Source organism: Streptomyces sp. Tu 3180, from assembly GCF_009852415.1.
Taxonomy (GTDB): Bacteria; Actinomycetota; Actinomycetes; order Streptomycetales; family Streptomycetaceae; genus Streptomyces.
In genome coordinates this window covers 1,417,390-1,439,705 of the sequence record NZ_WOXS01000002.1, presented here as the reverse complement: position 1 = coordinate 1,439,705, position 22,316 = coordinate 1,417,390, and the positions used below count along the sequence as shown (strand labels likewise).

General features: G+C 74.2%; 26 protein-coding genes and 1 riboswitch. Of the genes, 13 read left to right on the top strand and 13 right to left on the bottom strand.

Annotated features, from left to right (window positions below):
• Nucleotide 1: 1 nt before the first annotated feature.
• Together GL259_RS07360 and GL259_RS07355 are read right to left on the bottom strand one after the other, a co-directional pair.
• Complete coding sequence (locus GL259_RS07360; protein WP_159530345.1) at nucleotides 2-2,569, bottom strand: ABC transporter permease; 2,568 nt, start codon at nucleotides 2,567-2,569, stop codon at nucleotides 2-4.
• A gap of 4 nt (nucleotides 2,570-2,573) precedes the next feature.
• On the bottom strand, nucleotides 2,574-3,440 hold the full coding sequence (locus GL259_RS07355; RefSeq protein WP_243762270.1) for an ABC transporter ATP-binding protein: 867 nt from the start codon (nucleotides 3,438-3,440) through the stop codon (nucleotides 2,574-2,576).
• Nucleotides 3,441-3,633: 193 nt separating this feature from the next.
• On the opposite strand from GL259_RS07355, the gene GL259_RS07350 reads away from it, so the two are divergent.
• Together GL259_RS07350 and GL259_RS07345 are read left to right on the top strand one after the other, a co-directional pair.
• Complete coding sequence (locus GL259_RS07350) at nucleotides 3,634-3,909, top strand: toxin-antitoxin system HicB family antitoxin (RefSeq protein WP_159530343.1); 276 nt, start codon at nucleotides 3,634-3,636, stop codon at nucleotides 3,907-3,909.
• Between the two features lie 4 nt (nucleotides 3,910-3,913).
• A complete protein-coding gene (locus tag GL259_RS07345; protein WP_159530341.1) occupies nucleotides 3,914-4,288 on the top strand; it encodes a fic family toxin-antitoxin system, toxin component in 375 nt (124 codons plus the stop codon).
• 9 nt (nucleotides 4,289-4,297) lie between these two features.
• On the opposite strand, the gene GL259_RS07340 is transcribed toward GL259_RS07345, so the two are convergent.
• From GL259_RS07340 to bioB, 4 genes are all read right to left on the bottom strand, one after another.
• Nucleotides 4,298-4,990: a class I SAM-dependent methyltransferase gene (locus GL259_RS07340; protein WP_159530339.1), complete on the bottom strand. Its 693-nt coding sequence runs from the start codon at nucleotides 4,988-4,990 to the stop codon at nucleotides 4,298-4,300.
• Nucleotides 4,991-5,141: 151 nt separating this feature from the next.
• Nucleotides 5,142-5,858, bottom strand: coding sequence for a dethiobiotin synthase (gene bioD / locus GL259_RS07335; RefSeq protein ID WP_159530337.1), 717 nt, complete (start codon nucleotides 5,856-5,858; stop codon nucleotides 5,142-5,144).
• A 1-nt stretch (nucleotide 5,859) separates the two neighbouring features.
• On the bottom strand, nucleotides 5,860-7,140 hold the full coding sequence (locus tag GL259_RS07330; RefSeq protein WP_159530335.1) for an adenosylmethionine--8-amino-7-oxononanoate transaminase: 1,281 nt from the start codon (nucleotides 7,138-7,140) through the stop codon (nucleotides 5,860-5,862).
• On the bottom strand, nucleotides 7,133-8,389 hold the full coding sequence (gene bioB / locus GL259_RS07325; RefSeq protein ID WP_159530333.1) for a biotin synthase BioB: 1,257 nt from the start codon (nucleotides 8,387-8,389) through the stop codon (nucleotides 7,133-7,135). The genes GL259_RS07330 and bioB overlap by 8 nt, the downstream gene beginning before the upstream one ends.
• Nucleotides 8,390-8,536: 147 nt before the next feature.
• Between bioB and GL259_RS07320 the strand changes: the two genes are divergently transcribed.
• Nucleotides 8,537-9,664: an 8-amino-7-oxononanoate synthase gene (locus GL259_RS07320; protein ID WP_159530331.1), complete on the top strand. Its 1,128-nt coding sequence runs from the start codon at nucleotides 8,537-8,539 to the stop codon at nucleotides 9,662-9,664.
• Nucleotides 9,665-9,714: 50 nt separating this feature from the next.
• On the opposite strand, the gene GL259_RS07315 is transcribed toward GL259_RS07320, so the two are convergent.
• Complete coding sequence (locus GL259_RS07315; protein WP_159530329.1) at nucleotides 9,715-9,939, bottom strand: DUF397 domain-containing protein; 225 nt, start codon at nucleotides 9,937-9,939, stop codon at nucleotides 9,715-9,717.
• A 9-nt stretch (nucleotides 9,940-9,948) separates the two neighbouring features.
• Nucleotides 9,949-10,803: a helix-turn-helix transcriptional regulator gene (locus GL259_RS07310; protein ID WP_159530327.1), complete on the bottom strand. Its 855-nt coding sequence runs from the start codon at nucleotides 10,801-10,803 to the stop codon at nucleotides 9,949-9,951.
• A 211-nt stretch (nucleotides 10,804-11,014) separates the two neighbouring features.
• On the opposite strand from GL259_RS07310, the gene GL259_RS07305 reads away from it, so the two are divergent.
• Nucleotides 11,015-11,488, top strand: a complete 474-nt coding sequence (locus tag GL259_RS07305; protein ID WP_159530325.1) for an ATP-binding protein — start codon at nucleotides 11,015-11,017, stop codon at nucleotides 11,486-11,488.
• A 285-nt stretch (nucleotides 11,489-11,773) separates the two neighbouring features.
• On the opposite strand, the gene GL259_RS07300 is transcribed toward GL259_RS07305, so the two are convergent.
• The 3 genes from GL259_RS07300 to GL259_RS07290 all read right to left on the bottom strand — a co-directional run bounded on the left by GL259_RS07300 (nucleotide 11,774) and on the right by GL259_RS07290 (nucleotide 13,739).
• Nucleotides 11,774-12,247, bottom strand: coding sequence for a C40 family peptidase (locus tag GL259_RS07300; protein ID WP_159530323.1), 474 nt, complete (start codon nucleotides 12,245-12,247; stop codon nucleotides 11,774-11,776).
• A 3-nt stretch (nucleotides 12,248-12,250) separates the two neighbouring features.
• Nucleotides 12,251-12,453: riboswitch (cyclic di-AMP (ydaO/yuaA leader) on the bottom strand.
• A gap of 335 nt (nucleotides 12,454-12,788) precedes the next feature.
• On the bottom strand, nucleotides 12,789-13,097 hold the full coding sequence (locus GL259_RS07295) for a hypothetical protein (RefSeq protein WP_159530321.1): 309 nt from the start codon (nucleotides 13,095-13,097) through the stop codon (nucleotides 12,789-12,791).
• A 6-nt stretch (nucleotides 13,098-13,103) separates the two neighbouring features.
• The gene (locus GL259_RS07290) at nucleotides 13,104-13,739 is read right to left on the bottom strand and encodes an ATP-dependent Clp protease proteolytic subunit (RefSeq protein ID WP_159530319.1); all 636 of its coding nucleotides are present in this window, start codon (nucleotides 13,737-13,739) and stop codon (nucleotides 13,104-13,106) included.
• A gap of 104 nt (nucleotides 13,740-13,843) precedes the next feature.
• On the opposite strand from GL259_RS07290, the gene GL259_RS07285 reads away from it, so the two are divergent.
• On the top strand, nucleotides 13,844-14,131 hold the full coding sequence (locus tag GL259_RS07285; RefSeq protein ID WP_159530317.1) for a type II toxin-antitoxin system Phd/YefM family antitoxin: 288 nt from the start codon (nucleotides 13,844-13,846) through the stop codon (nucleotides 14,129-14,131).
• A 101-nt stretch (nucleotides 14,132-14,232) separates the two neighbouring features.
• On the opposite strand, the gene GL259_RS07280 is transcribed toward GL259_RS07285, so the two are convergent.
• Nucleotides 14,233-15,264 (bottom strand): ABC transporter permease, encoded by a 1,032-nt coding sequence (locus GL259_RS07280; protein ID WP_159530315.1) that lies wholly within the window; start codon nucleotides 15,262-15,264, stop codon nucleotides 14,233-14,235.
• A 163-nt stretch (nucleotides 15,265-15,427) separates the two neighbouring features.
• Here GL259_RS07280 and GL259_RS07275 point away from each other — a divergent pair, with 163 nt between their 5' ends.
• The 7 genes from GL259_RS07275 (at nucleotide 15,428) to GL259_RS07245 (ending at nucleotide 20,707) form a co-directional block, all read left to right on the top strand.
• A complete protein-coding gene (locus GL259_RS07275; protein ID WP_159530313.1) occupies nucleotides 15,428-16,057 on the top strand; it encodes a TetR/AcrR family transcriptional regulator in 630 nt (209 codons plus the stop codon).
• 137 nt (nucleotides 16,058-16,194) lie between these two features.
• Nucleotides 16,195-16,497: an urease subunit gamma gene (locus tag GL259_RS07270; protein ID WP_208026448.1), complete on the top strand. Its 303-nt coding sequence runs from the start codon at nucleotides 16,195-16,197 to the stop codon at nucleotides 16,495-16,497.
• A 15-nt stretch (nucleotides 16,498-16,512) separates the two neighbouring features.
• Entirely contained in the window at nucleotides 16,513-16,824 is a 312-nt protein-coding gene (locus GL259_RS07265) for an urease subunit beta (protein WP_159530310.1), read from the top strand.
• Nucleotides 16,817-18,538 (top strand): urease subunit alpha, encoded by a 1,722-nt coding sequence (locus GL259_RS07260; RefSeq protein ID WP_159530308.1) that lies wholly within the window; start codon nucleotides 16,817-16,819, stop codon nucleotides 18,536-18,538. Before GL259_RS07265 ends, GL259_RS07260 begins: the two co-directional genes overlap by 8 nt.
• Nucleotides 18,538-19,224: an urease accessory UreF family protein gene (locus GL259_RS07255; RefSeq protein ID WP_159530306.1), complete on the top strand. Its 687-nt coding sequence runs from the start codon at nucleotides 18,538-18,540 to the stop codon at nucleotides 19,222-19,224. The genes GL259_RS07260 and GL259_RS07255 overlap by 1 nt, the downstream gene beginning before the upstream one ends.
• Nucleotides 19,225-19,274: 50 nt before the next feature.
• Nucleotides 19,275-19,952: an urease accessory protein UreG gene (ureG, locus tag GL259_RS07250; RefSeq protein WP_159530304.1), complete on the top strand. Its 678-nt coding sequence runs from the start codon at nucleotides 19,275-19,277 to the stop codon at nucleotides 19,950-19,952.
• The gene (locus GL259_RS07245) at nucleotides 19,940-20,707 is read left to right on the top strand and encodes an urease accessory protein UreD (RefSeq protein ID WP_208026447.1); all 768 of its coding nucleotides are present in this window, start codon (nucleotides 19,940-19,942) and stop codon (nucleotides 20,705-20,707) included. Before ureG ends, GL259_RS07245 begins: the two co-directional genes overlap by 13 nt.
• Nucleotides 20,708-20,770: 63 nt before the next feature.
• On the opposite strand, the gene GL259_RS07240 is transcribed toward GL259_RS07245, so the two are convergent.
• On the bottom strand, nucleotides 20,771-21,496 hold the full coding sequence (locus GL259_RS07240) for a lysophospholipid acyltransferase family protein (RefSeq protein WP_159530302.1): 726 nt from the start codon (nucleotides 21,494-21,496) through the stop codon (nucleotides 20,771-20,773).
• A 333-nt stretch (nucleotides 21,497-21,829) separates the two neighbouring features.
• Here GL259_RS07240 and GL259_RS07235 point away from each other — a divergent pair, with 333 nt between their 5' ends.
• The gene (locus GL259_RS07235; protein WP_159530300.1) at nucleotides 21,830-22,285 is read left to right on the top strand and encodes an RpiB/LacA/LacB family sugar-phosphate isomerase; all 456 of its coding nucleotides are present in this window, start codon (nucleotides 21,830-21,832) and stop codon (nucleotides 22,283-22,285) included.
• Nucleotides 22,286-22,316: the final 31 nt, after the last annotated feature.

The window sequence follows — 22,316 nt, the reverse complement described above, 5'->3', positions numbered from 1 at the left end:
CTCACTCGTGTGCGATCGCCGCCAGCACGTTCATCCGCGACGCCCGCAGGGCCGGCAGCAGCGCCGCCGCGACGCCGACGACCGCCGAGCCGACGACGACCGCGACGACGGTGCCCCAGGGGATCGCGAGCGTGGTCATGCCCTCCAGGGCCAGCACCTGCTGGACGCACAGGCCCCACACCAGCCCCAGCACGAGCCCCAGGACCGCGCCGAAGACCGCGATCACCACCGACTCCAGCCGGATCATCCGCCGCAGCTGCCGCCGGGCCAGGCCGATCGCCCGCAGCAGCCCGATCTCCCGGGTCCGCTCCACCACCGACAGCGTGAGGGTGTTGACCACGCCGAGCACCGCGATGACGATCGCCAGCCCCAGCAGGGCGTAGACGAGGTGGAGCAGGACCGCGATCTGGTCGTGCACCAGGTCCTTGTAGTCGGCCTGGTCGAGGGTCCGCACCTGGGGGTACGGGTCGAGCGCCGTCTCCAGCCGCTCGCGCAGCTCGTCCGCGCTCGTGCCGGCGGCGGCGTTCACGTACAGCGCCGAGTCCTGCCCGCCCGGTACGTACTTCTCGACCGTCGCGATGCCGAAGAACAGCCCGCCCCGCACCCCGAAGCCCTCGCCGGTCTCCAGGTCGGTGAGGGCGGCCACCGTCAGCTCGGTGCCCCTCCTGCCGGGGAACTCGACCGGCACCGTGCCGCCGAGGCGGACGCCGTGCTCCCGGGCGAAGTCGACGTCCATGGCGAGGTTGCCGTCCGCCAGGGCCGCCGCCGTGCCGCCGCTCGCGTACGTCACGCGCGCGACGTCGTCGACCCGGTCGCCGTACCCGGCGGCGGTGGTCTCGATCCGCTCGCCGTCCGGCAGCCGTACCGCCACCGGCGCGAACCGCTGCCGGACGACGAGCCCCACGCCCTCCGTCTTCCGGACGCGGTCGGTGACCTCCTGCGGGAAGGGCTTGAAGTTGGCGTCCTGGATCACGAAGTCGGCGCCCAGCGTCTTGTCGATCTGCCGGTCGAAGGAGCGGGACATCGAGGCGCTGGCCACCGAGATGCCGCCGACCAGGGCGAGCCCCACCATCAGCGCGGCGGCGGTGGCGCCGGTGCGGCGGGGATTGCGCAGGGCGTTGCGCCGGCTCATCAGGCCGACCGTCCCGAACAGCGCGGGGAAGGCCGCGCCCAGCACCCGGATCACCGGCCGCACCAGCAGCGGACCGGCGATGACGGTCGCGATCAGGGTGAGGACCACCCCGAGCCCCAGCAGGGAGGCCGCCGAGGACGTCTCGGTGGCGGCCGCGGACCCGATCAGCGCCGCCGCCCCGAGCGCCCCCGTCACGGAACCCACCACCGCGCGCGTCCGCAGCGGCCGGCCGACCCCCGCGACCTCGGCGTCGGCGAGCGCGGCCATCGGCGACACGCCCGCCGCGCGGCGGGCCGGGAGGTACGCCGCGACGAAGGTGACGCCGACACCGACGACATACGCCGTCCCGGGCGTCACCCAGCCGACGACCACCTCCGAGGTCCTGAGGTTCATGCCGAAGACGCCCATGAGACGGATCAGCCCGAGGGCGAGCCCGATGCCGGCCACCAGTCCCAGCGTCGAGCCGACCAGACCGAGCAGCACCGCCTCGGTGAGCACCGACCGGCGCACCTGCCGCCGGTCGGCGCCCAGCGCCCGGAGCAGGCCGAGTTCGCGGGTGCGCTGGGCGATCAGCATCGAGAAGGTGTTGACGACCAGGAACACGCCGACGAGCACGGCGATCCCGGCGAAGCCGACCATCACGTACTTGATCACGTCGAGGAACGCGCCGAGCTCGTCGGCGGCCGTCTCGGCCAGTTCGTCGGCGGTCCTGACGTCGTAGGGGCCGGTGCCGATCTCCGCCACCACGCGGCGCTTCAGCTCCGCGTCGGTCACCCCCGGCGCCGCGTCGACCGAGATGCCGGTGGCCCGGTCGGCGGAGCCCAGCAGCCTGGTCGCGGCGACCTCGGGATCGAGGAAGAGGGGCGCCGCACCCGGGTTGGTGGTGGTGAACGTGGCGATGCCGACGACCTCCACCCGGAACGTGCCCGGCTGCGCCTGCACGGACAGCGTGTCGCCGATCTCCACGCCCTCGGCGCCGGCCGTGTCCGCGTCCAGGACCGCCTCGCCGTCCGCGCGCGGGGCGCGCCCGGAGGTCAGCTCCACGACGCTGTGCTCGCTGACGTACCAGCCCACCCCGACGACCGGCGCGCCCGTCGCCGGCCCCACCGGCTCGTTGCCGCGGCCGACGACCGTGATGTTCCCGGCCTCGACGTCCGCGTGGGCCGACCCCACGCCGTCGACCCGGGCCAGCCGTCCGGCGAGCGACGCCGGCACCGTCTGGACCGCTCCCGAGGGCACCGGCGAGTCCAGCTCCTCCCGGGGCGAGACGGTGACGTCGGCGGAGCCGGACGCGAAGAGCCGGTCGAAGGTGCGCGAGACCGTGTCGGAGAAGATCAGGCTGCCCGCGACGAACGCCACGGACAGGACGACGGCCAGCGCGGACAGCAGCAGCCGTCCCCTGTGCGCGAGGAAGCTCCGGAGCGTCGCCCTCAGCACGGTCTCAGTCCTTGCGGGGGGTGGTCTCGTCCCGCCGGCGGGCGGCGTCGCCGGCGGGGACGGCGCCGAGCGCGGGGCCGCCGCCGTCGGACGGGGCGCGGATCACGTCGAAGCGCTTCATCCGCTCCAGCACCGCCTCCGCCGTGGGCTGCCGCATCTCGTCGACGATCCGGCCGTCCGCCAGGAAGAGCACCAGGTCGGAGTGGGCGGCGGCGCCCGGGTCGTGGGTGACCATCACGACGGTCTGGCGCAGCCGGTCCACGGCCTCCCGCAGGAAGCCGAGCACCTCCAGACCGGCGCGCGAGTCGAGGTTCCCCGTCGGCTCGTCCGCGAAGATCAGCTCGGGCCGGGAGGCCAGCGCCCGTGCGCAGGCCACGCGCTGCTGCTGCCCGCCGGAGAGCTGCGCGGGCCGGTGCCGCAGCCGGTCCCTGAGCCCGAGGGTGTCGATGACCTGGTCCAGCCACCGCCCGTCGGGCTTCTGCCCGGCGATGTCCATGGGCAGGGTGATGTTCTCCAGCGCGTTCAGGGTCGGGATGAGGTTGAACGACTGGAACATGAACCCGATCCGGTCCCGGCGCAGCCGGGTCAGCTCGCGGTCCTTCAAGCCGGTGATCTCGGTGTCCCCGAGCCACACCTGTCCGGCCGAAACGGTGTCCAGCCCCGCCAGGCAGTGCATCAGCGTGGACTTCCCCGAGCCCGAGGGGCCCATCACCGCGGTGAACCGGCCGCGCACGATGTCCACGTCCACCGCGTCCAGGGCGAGCACGGTCGTCTCACCCGAGCCGTACGCCTTGGTCAGGCCGCGGGCGCGGGCCGCGATCCCGTCGGCCGACGCGAGGCCCGGGGAGTACCGGGCAGAAGGTGTGGACAAGGCCGCCTCCTCCGTGAGGACGTCGGGTCGTACCCGTCGCGCCCGAGGGTAATGTGATCCCGCCCACACCTGGTATCCCCAGGCGTGCGGGTCACTCCCCCTGGTCCGGCCGCCGATGCCGGTGCAAGGGGCACGCACCTCCCCGGGGCGGTTGCCCTTGCCGGAGCTAGCACCTCGGCGCTAGCTTCGAGGTATGGCGAAGACCCAGCTGAACGTGCGCGTGGACGAGGGCACCGCCCGAGCGGCGCGGGAACGCGCCCTGGCCCGCGGGATGAGCGTGAACCGCTACATCGAGGAACTGGTCCGGCAGGACACCGGCGAGGCCGGCCGCGCGTTCGTCGAGGCCGCCGCCGACTTCATGAAGCAGTACGAGGCCGTCTTCGCCGAGGAGTTCGACGGGGGTTCCGCCGCGCGGGCCGCGTCGAGGGCGCGGGAGGACCGCGCGGGCACGCGCGAAGGTCGCCACTGATCCGTTGGAGGACCTGCGCATCGACCTCGCCTGGCTGCTGATGCTCGCCGAGCAGCAGACACCGGGAGACCCCCAGGTCACCGACTGGGGCGCCCTCGTCGCCGCCGTCGCGCGCCACCGGGCCGAGATATTCGGCGTCCCCGTCTACGACAGCCCGCACGCCCGCGCCGCCGCCCTCCTCCAGCTGCTGATCCACGTCCCGGCGCTGGAGCGCTCCAACGCCCTGTTCGCCTCCGCCGTCGCGTACGCCTACCTCGTCGCCAGCGGTCTGAAGGTCGTCACCTCGCCGGAGCAGGTCCGTGATCTGGCCCGGCTGGTCAAGGACGGCGAGGCGACCGTCGACGACATCGCGGCCGAGCTGCGCCGCTGGAGCGAGTGAGACGAGACGTCAGCGTCCGGCGTCCGCCGCGTCGGCCACCGGGCGCCACGCGGTGCCGGTGACGCAGTAGGAGGTGGGCAGCCTCGGTCCGTTCTCCGGCATCAGCGTCCGCCGGTAGGGGCCGAGCTCGAACCCCGCCTTCCGCAGCGCGCCGACCGGGTCCCGCGCCAGATGGCACCCGCCGGCCAGCGGCGGCCACACGGTCCGGTCCAGCGCGCGCTGGGTGAGGGTCATGAGGCGGCCGCCGCCCCGGCCGTGCTCGAAGAACCGCAGCTCGCCGCCCGGCCGCAGCACCCGCCTCAGCTCCGCGAGCGCCCGCGGCACGTCCCGCACGCTGCACAGCACCAGGGAGACCACCGCCGCGTCGAACGCTTCGCTCTTGACCGGCAGCGCCTCCGCCGCACCCGGTGCCACGTCCACCGGCACCTCGGCGCGCAGGGCGGCCTGCACGGCCAGCCCGCGCAGCGTCCGCTCCGGTTCGATGGCGACGACCTCCGAGACGGTGCCCGGGTAGTGCGCGAAGTTCAGGCCGTTGCCCGCGCCCACCTCGATCACCCTCCCGGACAGCCCGCCGAGCAGCCGGCGGCGCACCTCGGCCATGCCCGCCCGGGTCTCGGCGGTGACGCTGATCCGTGCGTAGCAACGGGCGAACAGCGGATGGTGCACGGGATCCCGCGTCACCTTCGCGGAGCCGGCGGACATGGCGGGTACCTCCCTGCTCATGGGGGAGAGACCGGGGGCCCGGGGAGGCACGGGGCCTCCCCGGGGCGGGCCTCACCGCGATTCTCCCCCGCGGGGGCCGCTCGCATCCCTCTGCCGCGGGGGGCGTTTCCCGCGCACGCCCCCGCCGCCGTCAGGGCGCCTCCCGCACCCGGAACACCTCCGCGTCCCACGTTCCGTCCAGCCGGGGCGCCAGCCAGTGCGGTGCCGAGGTCCGGAAGCCGGCCGGATCCAGGGCCGCCGCCCCGGCCGGTACCGCGCCCAGCAGCGGGGCCCCGGTCACGTCCGGCAGATCCAGCAGGTTGCAGCGCGAGGCCAGATCGGGCCGTGCGGGCCAGCTGCCGATCACGAGACCCGCCAGGCCGAGCCCGCGCCCGCGCACCTCACGGGCCGTCAGCTCGCTGACGTTGAGGGTGCCGAGGCCCGCCGACGCCACCACCAGCACCGGCGCCGCCAGCAGCGCCGCCGCGTCCGCCAGCGTCCCGCCGGCCGCGTCGAACCGCACGAGCAGCCCGCCCGCGCCCTCCACCAGCACCAGATCGTGCTCGGTGGCCAGCTTGGCGGCCCGCTCGGCGACGTCGTGCGGATGCACCGGCGCCCGGCCGGCCCGGCGGGCGGCCGTGGCCGGCGCCAACGGATCGGGGTAGCGGGCGAGTTCGGCCTTCGTCACGGCACCGGCGAGCCGGGCGACCTCGTCGGCGTCCCCGGGCTCGCCGGGCCCCACGCCCGTCTGCGCCGCCTTCAGCACGGCCACCGACCGGCCGGCCGACAGCGCCGTCGCCGCGACCGCGGCCGTCACCACCGTCTTGCCGACCTCCGTGCCCGTGCCCGTGATCACCAGTACCGGCATGTCATCCCTCCTCCGCGGCCGCGCGCACCGCCCGCGCGATCAGTGCCACGTCCTCGTCGCCCGTGACGTACGGCGGCATGGTGTAGATCAGGTCCCGGAACGGCCGCAGCCACACACCCTCGCGCACCGCGGCCCGGGTGGCCGCCTCCATGTCCACGGCGTGGTCGAGCTGGACGACACCGACGGCGCCCAGCACCCGCACGTCCCGGACCCCCGGCAGCCGTGCCGCCGGCGCCAGCCCGTCGCGCAGGCCCGCCTCGATGCGCTTGACCTCCGCGGCCCAGTCCTGCCCGAGCAGCAGTTCGACGGAGGCGCAGGCCACCGCCGCCGCCAGCGGGTTGCCCATGAACGTCGGCCCGTGCGCCAGCACCGGCACCTCGCCGCGCGAGATGCCTCTCGCCACCCGCGCGGTGCACAACGTCGCCGCCAGGGTCAGGTAACCGCCGGTCAGCGCCTTGCCCACGCACATCACGTCCGGGGTCACCGCCGCGTGCTCCGCCGCGAACAGGGCGCCCGTGCGCCCGAACCCGGTCGCGATCTCGTCGAACACCAGCAGCACGTCGTGCGCGTCGCACGCCTCGCGCAGCACCCGCAGGTAGGCGGGGGAGTGGAAGCGCATCCCGCCCGCGCCCTGCACCACCGGCTCCACGATCACCGCGGCCAGTTCACCGGCGTGCCGCCCGATCAGCTCCCGCAGGTGGTCGGCGTAGGACTCCTCGTAGCGGGCGGGCGGGGCGCCGGCGAACACCTGACGCGGCAGCACCCCGGTCCACAGCTCGTGCATCCCGCCCTCGGGGTCGCACACGGACATCGGCTGCCAGGTGTCGCCGTGGTAGCCGCCCCGCCAGGTCAGCAGCCGCCGTTTCTCCGGCCGGCCCAGCGAACGCCAGTACTGCAGGCACATCTTGACCGCGACCTCGACCGACACCGACCCCGAGTCGGCGAGGAAGACGTGCTCCAGGCCGTCGGGCGACACGTCGACGAGGAGCTTCGCCAGCCGGACGGCGGGCTCGTGCGTGAGCCCGCCGAACATCACGTGGCTCATCCGCGCGAGCTGCTCGCGCGCGGCCTCGTTCAGCACCGGGTGGTTGTAGCCGTGGATCGCCGACCACCAGGACGACATCCCGTCGACCAGCTCGCCCGAGCCGTCGGCGAGCTTCAGCCGCACCCCGCTCGCCGACTCCACGACGAGCGGGTCCCGGCGGCCCGGCATGGGCCCGTACGGATGCCAGACGTGCCGCCGGTCGAGCTCCAGCAGGTCGGTGACGGAGAGCTCAGGCATTGGGCGCGAGGTCCGTTCCGGCACCCCGGCGGCGGACGGCGACCAGATCGGTACGCGGTTCACCGGCCCGGCGCACGGTCTCCGCGTCCGCGTCCGCGCTCGCGCAGGAGCCGGCACCCTCCGGTGCCGAACCGCACACCCCGCCGTCCTCGTGCGAGCCGCACCCGCCGTCCTCGTGCGAGCCGCACCCGCCGTCCTCGTGCGAGCCGCACCCGCCGCCCTGGTGCGAGCCGCATCCGCCGCCCGCCCGGTGCTCGGGCAGGGTCACCTGGTCGGTGCCCTCCACCTCGAACCCGGCGTCGGCGATCATCTCCAGGTCGGCCCTGCCCGCCTGGCCCTCACTGGTGAGGTAGTCGCCGAGGAAGATCGAGTTGGCCAGGTGGAGCGCGAGCGGCTGCATCGTGCGCAGGTGCACCTCGCGGCCGCCCGCGATCCGCACCTCGACGTCCGGGCACACGAACCGCACCATCGCCAGGATCCTGAGGCACCGCTGCGGGGTCAGGTTCCACTCCTTGGCGAGCGGCGTGCCCTCGAACGGGATCAGGAAGTTGACCGGTACCGAGTCCGGGTCCAGCTCGCGCAGCGAGAAGACCACGTCGACCAGGTCCTCGTCGCTCTCGCCCATGCCGGCGATCAGCCCGGAACAGGCGGACAGGCCCGCCGCGTGCGCCTTCTGCACGGTGTCCACGCGGTCGGCGTAGGTGTGCGTGGTGGTGATGTCCCCGTAGGTGGACTCGGAGGTGTTGAGGTTGTGGTTGTAGGCGTCCGCGCCCGCCTCACGCAGCCGTTCCGCCTGGCCGTCGGAGAGCAGGCCGAGGCAGGCGCACACCTCCACGCCCTCGTTCTGCTCCTTGATCGCCTTGATGGTGTCGGAGACCCGGTCCACGTCCCGGTCGGTCGGACCGCGGCCGCTCGCCACCAGGCACACCCGTTTGGCCCCGCCCGCGAGTCCGGCGGCGGCCGCCTTCGACGCCTCGTCCGGCTTGAGCCAGGTGTACTTGAGGATGCCGGCCTTCGAGCCGAGCCGCTGGGAACAGTAGGAGCAGTCCTCCGGGCACAGGCCGGACTTGAGGTTGACGAGATAGTTGAGTTTCACTCGACGGCCGAACCAGTGCCGCCGCACCTTCCCGGCCGCGGCCACCACGTCGAGCAGGTCGTCGTCGGACGTCGCGAGGACGGCCAGCGCTTCCTCACGGGTCGGCGTCTCGCGCCGAAGCCCCTTGTCCACCAGCGTGTTCAGCAGGTCCATGAGAGCCGATCCTGTCCTACTCGGCCCGCCCGGGCCAAGGAGAGTTCGTACAACAGAGCCGCTTCGAGGTGTGGGTATTGCCACACAGTGGTCCGTCGGCCGTCCCGCTAGTGTCTGTGCACTGCCTACAAAATCCCCGGAGGACCCATGGCGTTCGGCTGGATCGACGAGCAGGCGGAGCTGCGCCGCCGGGCCGGACTCGTACGGACGCTGCGTCCCCGCCCCGCCCACTCGCCGCTCCTCGACCTCGCGAGCAACGACTACCTGGGCCTGGCCCGCGACCCGGAGGTCGTCGGACGGGCGGCGCGGTCCGCGACGCTCTGGGGCGGCGGTGCGACCGGCTCACGCCTGGTCACCGGCACCACCGAACTCCACGCCGCGCTGGAGCGCGAGCTGGCCGACTTCTGCGGCTTCGAGGCGGCCCTGGTCTTCTCCTCCGGGTACGCGGCCAACCTCGCCGCGGTCACCGCGCTGGCCCCGCACGGTTCGCTGATCGTCTCCGACGCCGGAAACCACGCCTCGCTGATCGACGGCTGCCGGCTGGCCCGGGGCACCACCCAGGTCGTCCCCCACTCCGATCCGGAGGCGGTGCGCAAGGCCCTGCACACGCACGCGGGCACGGCGGTCGTCGTGTCCGACACGGTCTTCTCGGTCGACGGCGACGCGGCCCCGCTGGCCGAGTACGCCGAGGCGTGCCGGGAGCGCGGCGCGGGTCTGCTGGTCGACGACGCCCACGGCCTGGGGGTGCTCGGCGACGGCGGCCGCGGCGCCCCGCACGCGGCGGGGCTCGCGGGCGCCGACGACGTCGTCGTGACGGTCACGCTGTCCAAGTCGCTCGGCAGCCAGGGCGGTGCCGTCCTCGGTCCCGCACGGGTGATCGAGCACCTGGTCAACACGGCCCGGACGTTCATCTTCGACACGGGCCTCGCCCCCGCGTCGGCGGGCGCGGCCCTGGCGGCCCTGGGGTTGCTGCGCCGCGAACCGGAGCGGGCGGAGCGGGCGCGTGCGGTGGCGCACGAACTCCACGCACGCCTGACGGCCGCGGGTCTGGAAGCGGTACGCCCGGACGCCGCGGTCGTCTCCGTGCGCGCCCCGTCCCCGGAGCAGGCCGTGCGGTGGGCGGCCGACTGCCGTGCGGCCGGCCTGGCCGTGGGCTGCTTCCGTCCTCCCTCCGTGCCCGACGGCGTCTCACGGCTCAGACTGACCGCCCGCGCTGACCTGTCCGGGGCGGAGATCGAACGCGCTGTACGGGTGATCGGCGAAACGCGGCCATGAGTCGGCGTGGCACGGCCGTGCGTCGCCCGGTGAAGGGCTGACCGGCGGGGTCAGCGGACCGCGGTCAGGAACTTCGCCCAGCTGTCGGGGGAGAAGAGCAGCACGGGCCCGGCCGGGGCCTTGGAGTCGCGCACGGCGAGCAGTCCGGCCGGGGGGCCGGAGGCGGGCCGGGCCGTCTCGACGCAGTTGTTCGCGCCCGTGCTGTAGCTGCTGCGCAGCCACCGCACACCGTGCAGGTCGAGGCTGGAGGGAACGGTCCGAGGCGGTACAGGCATCGTGCCTCCTTACGCGCCGGCGGCTGCACCGGCGATGAAATCCAACGAGTCCTCGGGTGAAAGGGCGTGGACCGAAAGGGCGTTGAAGGCCTCCGAGTAGGCCCGGAGGTCTTCTTTCCGCTCCAGGTAGAGGCTACTCGTCAAGTGGTCGAGAACAACCACGTCCAGATCAGAAGTGCGCGAAAATGAAAAGATTACGAAAGGACCGGTCACGCCGATGTGCGCCCCGGCGCTGAACGGCAGGACCTGCAACCGCACCTGGGGCAGCCGGGCCGCCTCGACCAGCCGCGCCAGCTGACGGGCCATCACGCCGGGACCGCCGACCTCCCGGCGCAGCACCGCCTCGTCCAGGACCGCGCTCAACTCCAGCGGAGGATCGGACCGCAGCACGTCCTGCCGGGCCAGCCGCACCTCCACCAGGGCGTCCAGCCGCTCCTCCGAGGCGCCCTCCAGCGCGGCCCGGGTCACCGCCCGCGCGTACTCCGGCGTCTGCAGCAGGCCGGGGACCACCGTGGTCTCCAGGGTGCGCATCGCGCTCGCCTGGGACTCCAGGCTGATGAAGTCCCGGTAGGTCGGCGGCAGTACGCCGCGGTAGGCGTGCCACCAGTGGTGCCGGCCGTCGCCGGAGCCCGACAGCACCAGCAGCAGGTCCCGCAGCTGCGGATCGGTCACGTCGTAGGCGTCGAGCAGTAACCGGACGTCGGCCGGTTTCACCCCGCTCGTGCCCGTCTCGATCCGGCTCACCTTCGACTGGTGCCAGCCCACCAGCCGGGCCGCCTCGCCACTGGTGAGCCCCGCCGAGGTGCGCAGCGTGCGCAGTTCGGCGCCCAGTTTCCGACGGCGCACCGCGGGACCGTACTGCATGGACTCTCCCTACTCCCTCCGGGTCGCCCGTATACGGTCTTCCGTCGCAGAGTTCACCGCTTCGGGCGACAGATATATGCATATCTTGGTGGATCGCCGCCCTGCCCCGTGTGGTGATGGCAGTCTGGCGACGAAGCACCAGTGCGGGACCGTACTCGAACCATCCGCTCCGTGTCGGACTGCGGTCCCGTGGGAAAGGGACGACGTCGCCATGGCAGACCACCTGGAAGCATCCGTCACTCTGCCGAGCGATCCCGCCTCGGTCTCCGCGGCCCGTGCCTACGTGGTGGGGATGCTGGCGGAGTGGGGCATGCCGGCGGACGCGGACGTGTCCGACACCGTCCGGCTGATCGTCTCCGAACTCGCCACCAACGCCGTGGAGCACACGTGCGGGCAGTCACCCACCTTCACGGTGGACGTGGTCCTCGACCGCGACGAGCGGTTGCACGTCGGCGTCACCGACAGCCATCCCCGCCTGCCCAAGCGGCTGCCCGCCGCGGTCCAGCAGGACAACGGCCGCGGACTGGTCATCATCCGCTGGCTGACCGCGGAATGCGGGGGGAGGCTCAGGATCCGTCCCACGCGTGAGGGGGGCAAGACGGTCTCCGTCGAACTGCCGTGGGCCCTCCCGGTCACGGCACCGGTCACCGAGCCGGTCACGGCGGCGGGCCGGCAGGAGCCGTAGGGGCCGTCACCGCGCGGAAGCGGCCGGCGGCGTGCCGGTGCGGCTCGGAGCGGCCCGAGGCGGCTTCGGCGCGGCACGCGGCACCGCGGGTGCGCGCCCGGCCCCGGGGCGTCCGCGGGCGGTGGGCGGCACGGCGGTGAGTGCGGCGGTGGGCACGGCCGGCGGCGGGGGCCCGCCGCGTGCGGTGCGGGGGTGACACCGGGCCGTGCCGGTGACGGGCACCCCGCCGAGGCCGTGTCACGCCCGGCGGGGCGGCGGCGCGTCGGGGCGCCGCCGCCCCGCGGATCAGTTGACCCGGCCGTACCAGACGCTGCGGGTCCAGATCTTCTGCAGGCGCACCACGTCCCCGGTCTTCGGGGCGTGCCAGATCTTGCCCTTACCCGCGTAGATGCCGACGTGGTAGACGTTGCTGCCCGAGTGGAAGAACACCAGGTCGCCGGCCCTGCGGTTCGAGGCGGAGATGTGGCGCGTCTTGTTGTACTGCTGGGCGGCGGTGCGCGGCAGCTTCTTGCCCGCCTTCTTGAACGAGTACAGGGTGAGTCCGGAGCAGTCGAACCGGTACGGCCCGGTGGCGCCCCACTTGTACGGTGAGCCCTTCTTCGACGCGGCGACCTTCAGAGCCTTGGTGGCCGTGCTCGCGGCCGCCGCCTCCGAGGCGGCGCCCGGGACCACGATCGAACCGCCCACGGCGGCCAGGGTGAGGGCCGAGGCCGTACCGGCCCGGGCCACGAGAGACGGGACACGATTGAGCGCAGTCATGCGCAACCCTTCGTCAGCCGCCTGTGAAGGATGACCTGTCGGATTCGGGCTGGCGAAGTTGCCCGGCCGCACACGTGCGGCTTCACCCCAAGGGCTGCTCGGAACCGGGGTCCCGGCGACCCGTCGTGCTTGGGTCCTCCACTCCTGCCGATCCACTCCTGTCGACCGGTCATCCGGGCGGCGGCAGGACTCGGCGTCCGCCCGGATCGCCCCGCCGCGGTGGCGGGGGCTTGTCGTCAGTCAGGGATCTTGACTCATGGGCGGCCCGAAATCCCAACGGAACCGGGGATTTGTGTTGTTACTCACCACTCACCCGTTCGGGTGGACACCTCCCTGTTCGAGCCGTTGTCAAGAGCGCCAAAGGGCCCCGGACCAGCATTGGAATGCCCCATTCCGCCCTCGGGACGCGCGCGTTGTGCAACTTCGACGGCCCGAAAACAGCAGGTTCTCCTACGCCGGATGGGGGTAAGCCTTTTGGTCCGTTTCGGCCCCGGCCCGGACACACCGCCGGCGAGGGCGGCCGTCCGGACCGGTGCGGGCGTCAACTCCCGCGGGCCGGCGGCAGCATGAGCCGGGCCGTGCGCCGCTCGCCGTCCAGCACCCGCAGTGCCCGGACCAGCGTGGCGGAGTGCAGTTCGGTCTCGCCGCGCCGGTGCATCACGGTCAGCGCGTCGCGCAGCGCGACGGCCTTGCCGACCAGTGCCTGCGCGGCGCGCAGCCCGCGGTAGGTGTCACCGTCCGAAGCGGGGTTGATGCGGCCGAGCAGGTCGACGACCTCGAGGTAACGGTCGATCAACTCGGCCTCGGCCCGGGTCAGCGCGGGCAGGGGAGGCAGCTCCGGTGGCAGCATCGGGGCTCACCTCGCGCCGGCGGCGGTCCGGACGTCCCCGCGGCCGGGCACGATCCGGTCCGCCAGGCCGTGGTCCACCGCCTCCCGCGCGTCGAGCACCCTGTCCCGCTCGATGTCCGAGCGGACCTGCTCGGCGGTGCGGCCCGTGTGCCGGACGAGCAGCTCCTCCGTCCGGGACCGGATGCGGGCCAACTCCTCGGCCCGGACCGCCAGGTCGTCGGCCCGGCCCTCGGCCGGCTCGGTCAGGGCGGGCTGACGGAGCACCAGGCGGGCTCCGGGCAGCACGAGCCGCTTGCCCGGGGTGCCGGCGGCCAGCAGCAGCGCGGCGGTCCCCTCGGCCCGGCCGAGGCAGACCGTCTCCACGTCGCAGGTGACGTGGCGCAGCGTGTCGTAGATCGCCGACATGGCGTGGAACGGGCCGCCGGGGGAGTTGACGTAGAGCGAGATGTCCCGGTCCGGCGCCCGGTGCTCCAGGTACAGGAGCTGGGCCGCCACGTCGTTCGCGGAGTTCTCGTCGATCCGGGTCCCGAGGAGGACGATCCGCTCCTGGAGCAGCTTCGCGTACGGATCCGTCGTCCGGTGCCCGTGCACCGTGTGTTCGGTGAACCCGGGCAGGGCCTGGCGGGCGGTCGGTCGGGTCATGCGAACCCCTCCTGTGGCAGGGCGCGGCCGTTTCCGGCACGCGCGTCGCTGGCTGCGGCCTCTGTAAAAAATGTACAGGACGTACATGACGTTATGATGGACGCATGGCCTACGAGATTCCGGTGACGCAAGCCAGGGCTGAGCTCGCCGACCTGATCAACCGGGTGGTGTACGGCGGTGAACGCGTCGTCGTGACCCGGCACGGAAAACCCCTCGTCGCCCTCGTGTCCGCCGATGACCTGCGACGGCTCGAAGAGCTCCGGGAGCCTCAGGAGCCCGCGCAGGAGCAGGTGATCAGCACGGTCGCCGGCGTCCGCGGGGCCGCGTCCGCCTCCCGCGAACAGCAGCGGTTCGGCATCGCCGCGGAGCACCGGGGGACGGCCACCTCGTAGGCCCCCCTCGCAAGCCCTCGGGGCGGGCCCCCTCGGACGAGCAGGAGCGTGCGCCCCCGCCACGGCGGGGGCGCACGCTCCTGTCGTCTCCTCGCGGCCGGTCAGCCGACGGCGACCGGGCTCCGCCCGGGTGCGGACTCCGCGTTCCCCGTCCGCTGCCGCAACGGGCCGGCGAGCAGCACGGCGCCCAGGCCCAGCGCCGCCCACCAGGTCAGCGTCAGGGCGGGACCGGTGCCGGCCGCGCCGTCGAAGAAGGACACCGAGCGCAGCAGCGACACGCCCGCGCCCGGCGGCAGCCACTGGCCGATCGCCCCGGCCGGCTCCGGCAGCATCTCCGGCGCCGAGGAGGCCCCGGAGAAGGGGTTGCCGAGCAGCATGACCAGGAGGGTGCCGAGCCCGATGCCGGCCTGCCCGAACAGCGCCGCCAGTCCCGCGACCGCCGCGCCCACGGCCAGCGCGGCCAGTCCGAACGTCCCGGCCACGGCCCACCAGTTCCCCGGGACGAGCTCCAGCCAGCTCTGCGCCAGCGCCGCGGCCACCGCGCCGACCAGGGCGGCCGACCCCACCAGCGCGACCACCGCGCGCACACCGCGCAGCCCCAGCAGGGTCACCGCGGCGCCGGCCCCGATGCCGGCCAGGGCGAGCGGCAGCACGCTCGCGTTCACGGCCGCCCCGCGCGGATCGCCCGCGGCCGCGGGCACGACGTCCTCGGTCGTGACCCGGGCGCCGCCGGCGGACGCCGGATCCGCCACCGCCTGCTGCAGCGCCTGCGCCACGGACGGGCTCGCGGCGGAGGCGGTGAGCAGCTTCGGGCCCCGTTCGGTGACGACGACCGCGCCGTACACCTCGCGGTCCTCCACGGCCTTCCGGGCGGCGGGCTCGTCGGCGTAGCGGTGGAGGTCGAAGGCGCCCTCGCGGTCCTCCAGCCGCTGCTCCACCGGTGCGGTCGCGGTGGCGGGGCCGGCCACGCCGAGCGGCAGGTCGCGGGGGGCCGTACGGGCCGCGGGCCAGGCGAAGGCCCAGAGCGCCAGCGCCACCAGGACGGGGACGAGCACGATCACGGCCGCGACGCGCCGGTGCGGCGGCACGGAGGGTGCCGGAGGGAGCGCGGAGGCGGCGGGGGGAGTGGACATGGAGACTCCTCGGAGGGCTTCCCGGAGGTCGAGCGCTTCTGCGGCGGACGCCCGGGTCCCCGGCGGCCGCCAAAAAAGAAGGATCGTTCGTTTTGGATTCGTCACCACCGTCCCGCTCCCGGCGCTCCTTGTCAAGAAGGAATGTTCGTTTTAGGTTGACCGCATGGCCCGCGTATCCCAGGAACACCTCGACGCCCGCCGCCGCCAGATCCTCGACGGCGCCGCCTCCTGCTTCGCCCGCAACGGCTTCCACGCCACCTCGATGCAGGACGTGCTCAAGGAGGTGGACCTCTCCGCCGGCGCCGTCTACCGGTACTTCAGCGGCAAGGAGGAGCTGATCGCCGCGATCGTGACCGAGGTGCTCGGCACGGTGCGCGGCATCCTCGAGCAGGCCGCGCAGGAGAGCCCGCCGCCCACCCCCGACGTGCTCATCCCGCGCTCCCTGGCCCGGATGAGGGAGCAGCGGCCGGCCACCCTGGACGGCGGCGAGTGGATGTTCCCGCGGCTGATGATCCAGGTGTGGACGGAGACCGCGCGCAGCCCCGAGCTGGCGGCCGTGCTGGGCGACGGATACCGCGACGTCCGCACCGCCTGGGGGAAGGTCGTCGAGAGCTACAAGGACACCGGCCTGATGCCCGCCGACGCCGACACCGACGCCGTGGCCCGGGCGATGATCGCGTTCGTGCAGGGCTTCGCGGCCCAGATGGCCCTCTTCGGCGGACTCTCCGAGCGGGCCCTGGGCGAGGGCCTGCGGGCGCTGATGGCCATGGGCCGCACCACCGCGGACACCTGACACCGGACCACGGCGCGGTTAACGTCCCCGAAACGCCGCCCGACTAGCCTGCCGGTCCACGCCACCGGGACCCTGCCCCGTGGCCGCGGCAGCCGGGCCCCGCACGGCCCGGAACGAGGACTGTGAGGTGGGACGCCGTGCACCTGACCCCGCACGAGCAGGAGAGGCTGCTGATCCACGTCGCGGCCGACGTGGCGGCCCGGCGCCGCGCCCGGGGGCTGCGGCTGAACCACCCCGAGGCGGTCGCCCTCCTCACCTCGCACCTCCTCGAGGGCGCCCGGGACGGCCGTACGGTCGCCGAGCTCATGGCGTCGGGGCGCCGGGTGCTCACCCGGGACGACGTCATGGAGGGCGTCCCCGAGATGATCCACGACGTCCAGGTGGAGGCCACCTTCCCGGACGGCACCAAGCTCGTCACCGTCCACGACCCGATCGTCTGACGGGGAGCGGCCGCCGTGATTCCCGGAGAGATCCTGTTCGCCGACGACCCGGTCGCCTGCAACGCGGGCCGCGAGGTCACCCGGCTGACCGTCCTCAACGCCGCCGACCGGCCCGTGCAGGTCGGTTCCCACTACCACTTCGCCGAGACCAACCCGGGCCTGGAGTTCGACCGCGCGGCGGCGCGCGGCAAGCGGCTGAACGTCGCCGCCGGGACCGCCGTGCGCTTCGAACCCGGCATCCCGGTCGAGGTGGAACTCGTCCCGCTCGCCGGAGCCCGTGTCGTGCCCGGGCTGCGCGGGGAGACCGGGGGCGCCCTCGATGCCTGAGATCTCCCGCGCGGCCTACGCCGACCTGTTCGGCCCGACGACCGGCGACCGCATCCGGCTCGCCGACACCGACCTGCTGGTCGAGATCGAGGAGGACCGCTCGGGCGGTCCCGGACTCGCCGGGGACGAGGCCGTGTTCGGCGGCGGCAAGGTCATCCGCGAGTCCATGGGGCAGGCCCGTGCCACCCGCGCGCAGGGCGCCCCGGACACGGTCGTCACCGGTGCGGTCGTGGTGGACCACTGGGGCGTCGTCAAGGCCGACGTCGGCATCCGCGACGGCCGGATCACCGGCATCGGCAAGGCCGGCAACCCCGACACCATGGACGGCGTCCACCCGGACCTGGTCATCGGCCCCGAGACCGAGGTCATCGCCGGCAACGGACGGATCCTCACCGCCGGTGCCGTCGACGCGCACGTCCACTTCATCTGCCCGCGGATCGCCGACGAGGCGCTGGCCTCCGGCGTCACCACCCTGGTCGGCGGCGGCACCGGACCCGCCGAGGGCTCCAAGGCGACCACCGTCACCCCGGGCCCCTGGCACCTCGCCCGGATGCTGGAGGCGATGGAGGCCCACCCGCTGAACATCGGCCTGCTCGGCAAGGGCAACACGGTCTCCCACGAGGCGATGCTCTCGCAGATCCGGGGCGGCGCGGTCGGGCTGAAGCTGCACGAGGACTGGGGGTCGACCCCGGCCGTCATCGACGCCGCGCTGACCGTCGCCGATCGGACCGGCGTCCAGGTCGCCATCCACACCGACACCCTCAACGAGGCCGGTTTCGTGGGCGACACGCTCGCCGCGATCGCCGGGCGCGGCATCCACGCGTACCACACCGAGGGCGCGGGCGGCGGACACGCCCCGGACATCATGACGGTGGTCTCCGAGCCGCACGTCCTGCCCAGTTCGACCAATCCGACCCGGCCGTTCACCGTCAACACCGTCGAGGAGCACCTCGACATGCTGATGGTGTGCCACCACCTGAACCCCGCGGTGCCGGAGGACCTGGCCTTCGCCGAGTCCCGGATCCGGCCGTCCACCATCGGCGCGGAGGACGTCCTGCACGACCTGGGCGCCATCTCGATCATCTCCTCGGACTCCCAGGCCATGGGGCGGGTCGGCGAGGTGATCATGCGGACCTGGCAGACGGCCCACGCCATGAAGCGGCGGCGCGGCGCCCTCCCGGGCGACGGGCGCGCGGACAACCGCCGGGTGCGTCGCTATGTCGCCAAATACACGATCAACCCGGCCCTCGCCCAGGGCCTCGCCCGCGAGATCGGCTCCGTCGAGAGCGGCAAGCTGGCCGATCTGGTGCTGTGGGAACCGGCGTTCTTCGGGGTCAAGCCCCACCTCGTCCTCAAGGGCGGGCAGATCGCCTACGCCCAGATGGGCGACGCCAACGCCTCCATCCCGACGCCGCAGCCGGTCCTCCCGCGCCCGATGTACGGGGCGATCGGCCGGGCGCCGGCCGCCAACTCGCTGAACTTCGTCGCACGGGCGGCGATCGAGGACGCGCTGCCGGAGAGACTGGGGCTGGGCAAGCGGTTCGCGGCGATCGACTCCACGCGCGGGGTGACCAAGGCGGACATGCGCGAGAACGACGCCCGGCCCGACGTCCGGGTCGACCCCGACAGCTTCGCGGTGCGCATCGACGGGGAGCTGGTCGAGGCGGTTCCGGCCCCGGAACTGCCCATGGCCCAGCGGTACTTCCTCTTCTGATGGCCTCCACGACACCGAGGGCCGCACTCCTCGTCCTGGCCGACGGACGCTTCCCCGCCGGGGGGCACGCGCACTCCGGCGGCGCGGAGGCGGCGGTCGGCGCCGGGCGGATCACCGGGGCGGACACGCTGGAGGACTTCTGCCGGGGGCGCCTCCACACGGCGGGACGGGTGTCGGCGGCGCTCGCGGCGGCGGCCGCGCTGGGCGTCGACCCCGTGGTCCTGGACGAGGCGGCCGACGCCCGAACCCCCTCGCCCGCGCTCCGGTCGGCCGCGCGCAGACTGGGCCGGCAGCTGATGCGGGCGGCGCGCGCGACCTGGCCGTCGGCCGAACTGGACGCGCTGGCGGGGAGGTTCCCCAAGGGAGCGCACCACCCGGTGGTCCTGGGCCTGACGGCGCGGGCGGCCGGGCTGGGACCGGCCGACGCGGCGTACTGCGCGGCGTACGAGAGCGTGAGCGGACCGGCGACGGCGACGGTGCGGCTGCTGGGTCTCGACCCCTTCGACGCGACGCGCGTCCTGGCCCGGCTGGCGCCGGAGCTGGACCGGGTGGCCGGCCGGGCGGTCGAGGCGGCGCGCGGGGCGGCCGACGAGGGGAGCGACGCGCTGCCCGCGGCGTCGGCGCCGCTGCTCGAGACCGACGCGGAGGCGCACGCGGCACGGCCGGTGCGTCTGTTCGCGTCGTAGGCCCCGGGGAAGGCCGCCGGACCGTCACGAGACAGGAAGGACCACGTTCCATGCACCTCGACCACGCCCACCACGGCCCCGGGGCCGTGAGCGCCGACGCCCGCCGCCCGGACGGTGCCCGCCGGGCTCTGCGCATCGGGCTGGGCGGTCCCGTCGGGTCCGGGAAGACCGCCACCGTGGCCGCCCTCTGCCGCGCCCTGCGGGAGGAGGTGTCGCTCGCCGTCGTCACCAACGACATCTACACGCGGGAGGACGCCGAGTTCCTGCTGCGTGAGGCCGTGCTGCCGCCCGAGCGGATCACCGCCGTGGAGACCGGGGCGTGCCCGCACACCGCGATCCGGGACGACATCTCCGCCAACCTCGAAGCGGTGGAGGACCTGGAGGACGAGGTGGGCCCCCTGGACCTCGTCCTCGTCGAGTCCGGCGGGGACAACCTCACCGCCACCTTCTCCAAGGGGCTCGTCGACGCGCAGATCTTCGTCATCGACGTGGCCGGCGGGGACGACATCCCGCGCAAGGGCGGCCCGGGGGTGACCACGGCCGACCTGCTGGTCGTCAACAAGACCGACCTCGCCCCGTACGTCGGCTCCGACCTCGGCCGCATGGCCGCCGACGCCAGGGCGCAGCGGGCCCGTCTGCCCGTGGTCTTCCAGTCGCTGCGCAGTGCGGAGGGGGTGGCCGAGGTCGCCAGCTGGGTGCGGGAGCGGCTCGCCGCGTGGACGGCGTGAACACCACCGGCGTCCGCGCCGTCGCCCGGATCCACGCCCGCTCCGACGGCCGGGGCGGGACCTGCCTGCCCGTGCTGGAGAGCGACGGGCCGCTGGCCCTCCGGCGGGCCCGGGGGAGCGGCGCCGAGGCGCGGGTCGTGCTCGTCGGCGCCATGAGCGGACCGCTCGGCGGCGACCGCTTCACGGTGCGGGCGGAGGTCGGGGAGGGCGCGCGGCTGCGCGTCGGATCGGCCGCCGCCACCCTCGCGCTGCCGGGACAGAACCGGGGCGAGGCCCGCTACGACGTGCGGATCACCGTCGCCGACGGCGCCGAGCTGCACTGGCTGCCCGAGCAGCTGGTCTCCGTCCGGGGCAGCGAGCTGCGCGTCACCACCCGGGTCGACCTCGCCGCCCGGGCCGGGCTCGTCCTGCGCGAGGAACAGGTGCTGGGACGTGCGGGGGAGCCCTCCGGCACGCTCACCGGCCGTCTGACCCTGCGGATCGCCGGACGCGCCGTCCTCGACCAGGAGCTGGCCTCCGGGCCCGGGGCGCCGGGCGGCTGGGACGGCCCCGCCGTGCTCGCCGGACACCGCGCCGTCGGCCAGCTCCTCGTGGTCCGGCCCGGGTTCGCGCAGGCGCCGGTGAGCCCGCGCCCGCTGGGAGACGGTGCCGCGGTGCTTCCGCTCGCCGGGCCCGCCGCCCTGGTGACCGCCGTGGCACCGGACGCGTTGCGGCTCCGCCGCCTGCTCGACGAAGGGCTCTCCCGCCTGGGGTAGCCGTCCGCCGGCACGAGGGACGGCCGGAGCCCCGGGCCGCCCCCGCCGGTGCGCCCGGGACGCTCAGCCCAGCGGCATGCGCGGGAACCGGCGCCTGTCCTCCGCCGCGCGCGCCGCCTCCTGCTCCTTGACGACGGCCGCGTACTGGTCGACGTACTCCTGCCCGGACAGGGTGAGGATGGCGTACATGATCTCGTCGGTGACGGCGCGCAGGACCGCCTTCTCGTTCTCCAGGCCGGCGTAGCGCGAGAAGTCCAGCGGTTCGCCGAAGCGGATCACCACCGGATGGAGGCGGGGGACGACCTTGCCGGGCGGCTGCGCCTCGAAGGTGCCGATCATCGCGCAGGGGACCACCGGGACGCCCGCCTTGAGGGCCATCACCGCGACACCGACCTTGCCCTTGTAGAGACGGCCGTCGTGCGACCGCGTGCCCTCCGGGTAGATGCCGAGCAGTTCCCCCTTGCCCAGCACCCCGAGGCCCTCCCGGACGGCGGCCTGGCCGGCCTCCTTGCCGGAGCGGTCGACCGGGATCTGCCCCGCGCTGTGGAAGAAGAAGGCCGTCAGCCGGCCCTTGAGCCCGGGGCCGGTGAAGTACTCGGCCTTCGCGAGGAAGGTGATGCGCCGCTTGAGCACGGCCGGCATCAGGAAGTGGTCCGAGAACGACAGGTGGTTCCCCGCGATGATGGCGGCGCCGGACGACGGCACGTGCCGCAGGCCCTCTATTCGGGGCCGGAAGAGCAGTCTCAGCAGCGGGCCCAGTAAGACGTATTTCAGAAGGTAGTAGAACAAGCGCACGCTCCTCGACTCTGGCGGACGGGCGGGGCCGCCGCGTTCCAGCAGGTCGACCGGCCGTCGTGAGGGGTGCCAGTCTAGATCCGGGCGGGGTCGCCCGGCACCATGTCCGACGCGCCCGGCACGGAGCCGTGCCGGGCGGCCGAACGCCCGTCGGCGGCCGGGCCGGAGGGCACCGACGCGACCGGGGAGGACCACCGCCCCGGCCTGCCGCCGACGACCGGCCGGCGGCGGCCCGGCCGGCGGGAGCGGCCGGACCGCACGGGCCGGGAGCCCCCGCCGGCCCCTGCCGGGTCTCCCGCCGCCGCCCGGCCGAGTAGGCTCCGGGGCATGCGGATCTCCGTCTCCTCCGACATGGACGAACCCGTGGCCCGCGCCCTCCTCGCCGAGCTGCGCGAGCGCGGTCACGAGGTGCGCGCGCACGGTGCCCTGAGCCCCGGTGACGACTCGCGGTGGGCGGCCTGCTCCGAGGCGGCGGCCCGCGAGGTCGCCGACGGGACGGCGGACCAGGCGGTGGTGTGCTGCTGGACCGGCACCGGCGCGTCGATCGCCGCCAACAAGGTGCCGGGCGTCCGGGCCGCCCTGTGCACGGACGCCTACACGGCGGACGGCGCGCGCCGCTGGAACGACGCCAACGTGCTGGCGCTCGGCCTGCGGCTGACGTCCGAACCGCTGCTGAAGGAGATCCTCGACGCCTGGTTCGCCGGCGCGCCCAGCGACGATCCCGAGGACCGGTGGAACGTGGACCGGACGGGACGGCTCGACCGGGAACGCACCGGCCCCTGACGCGCCGGCGCCCGGCGCACCGGCTTCCCGC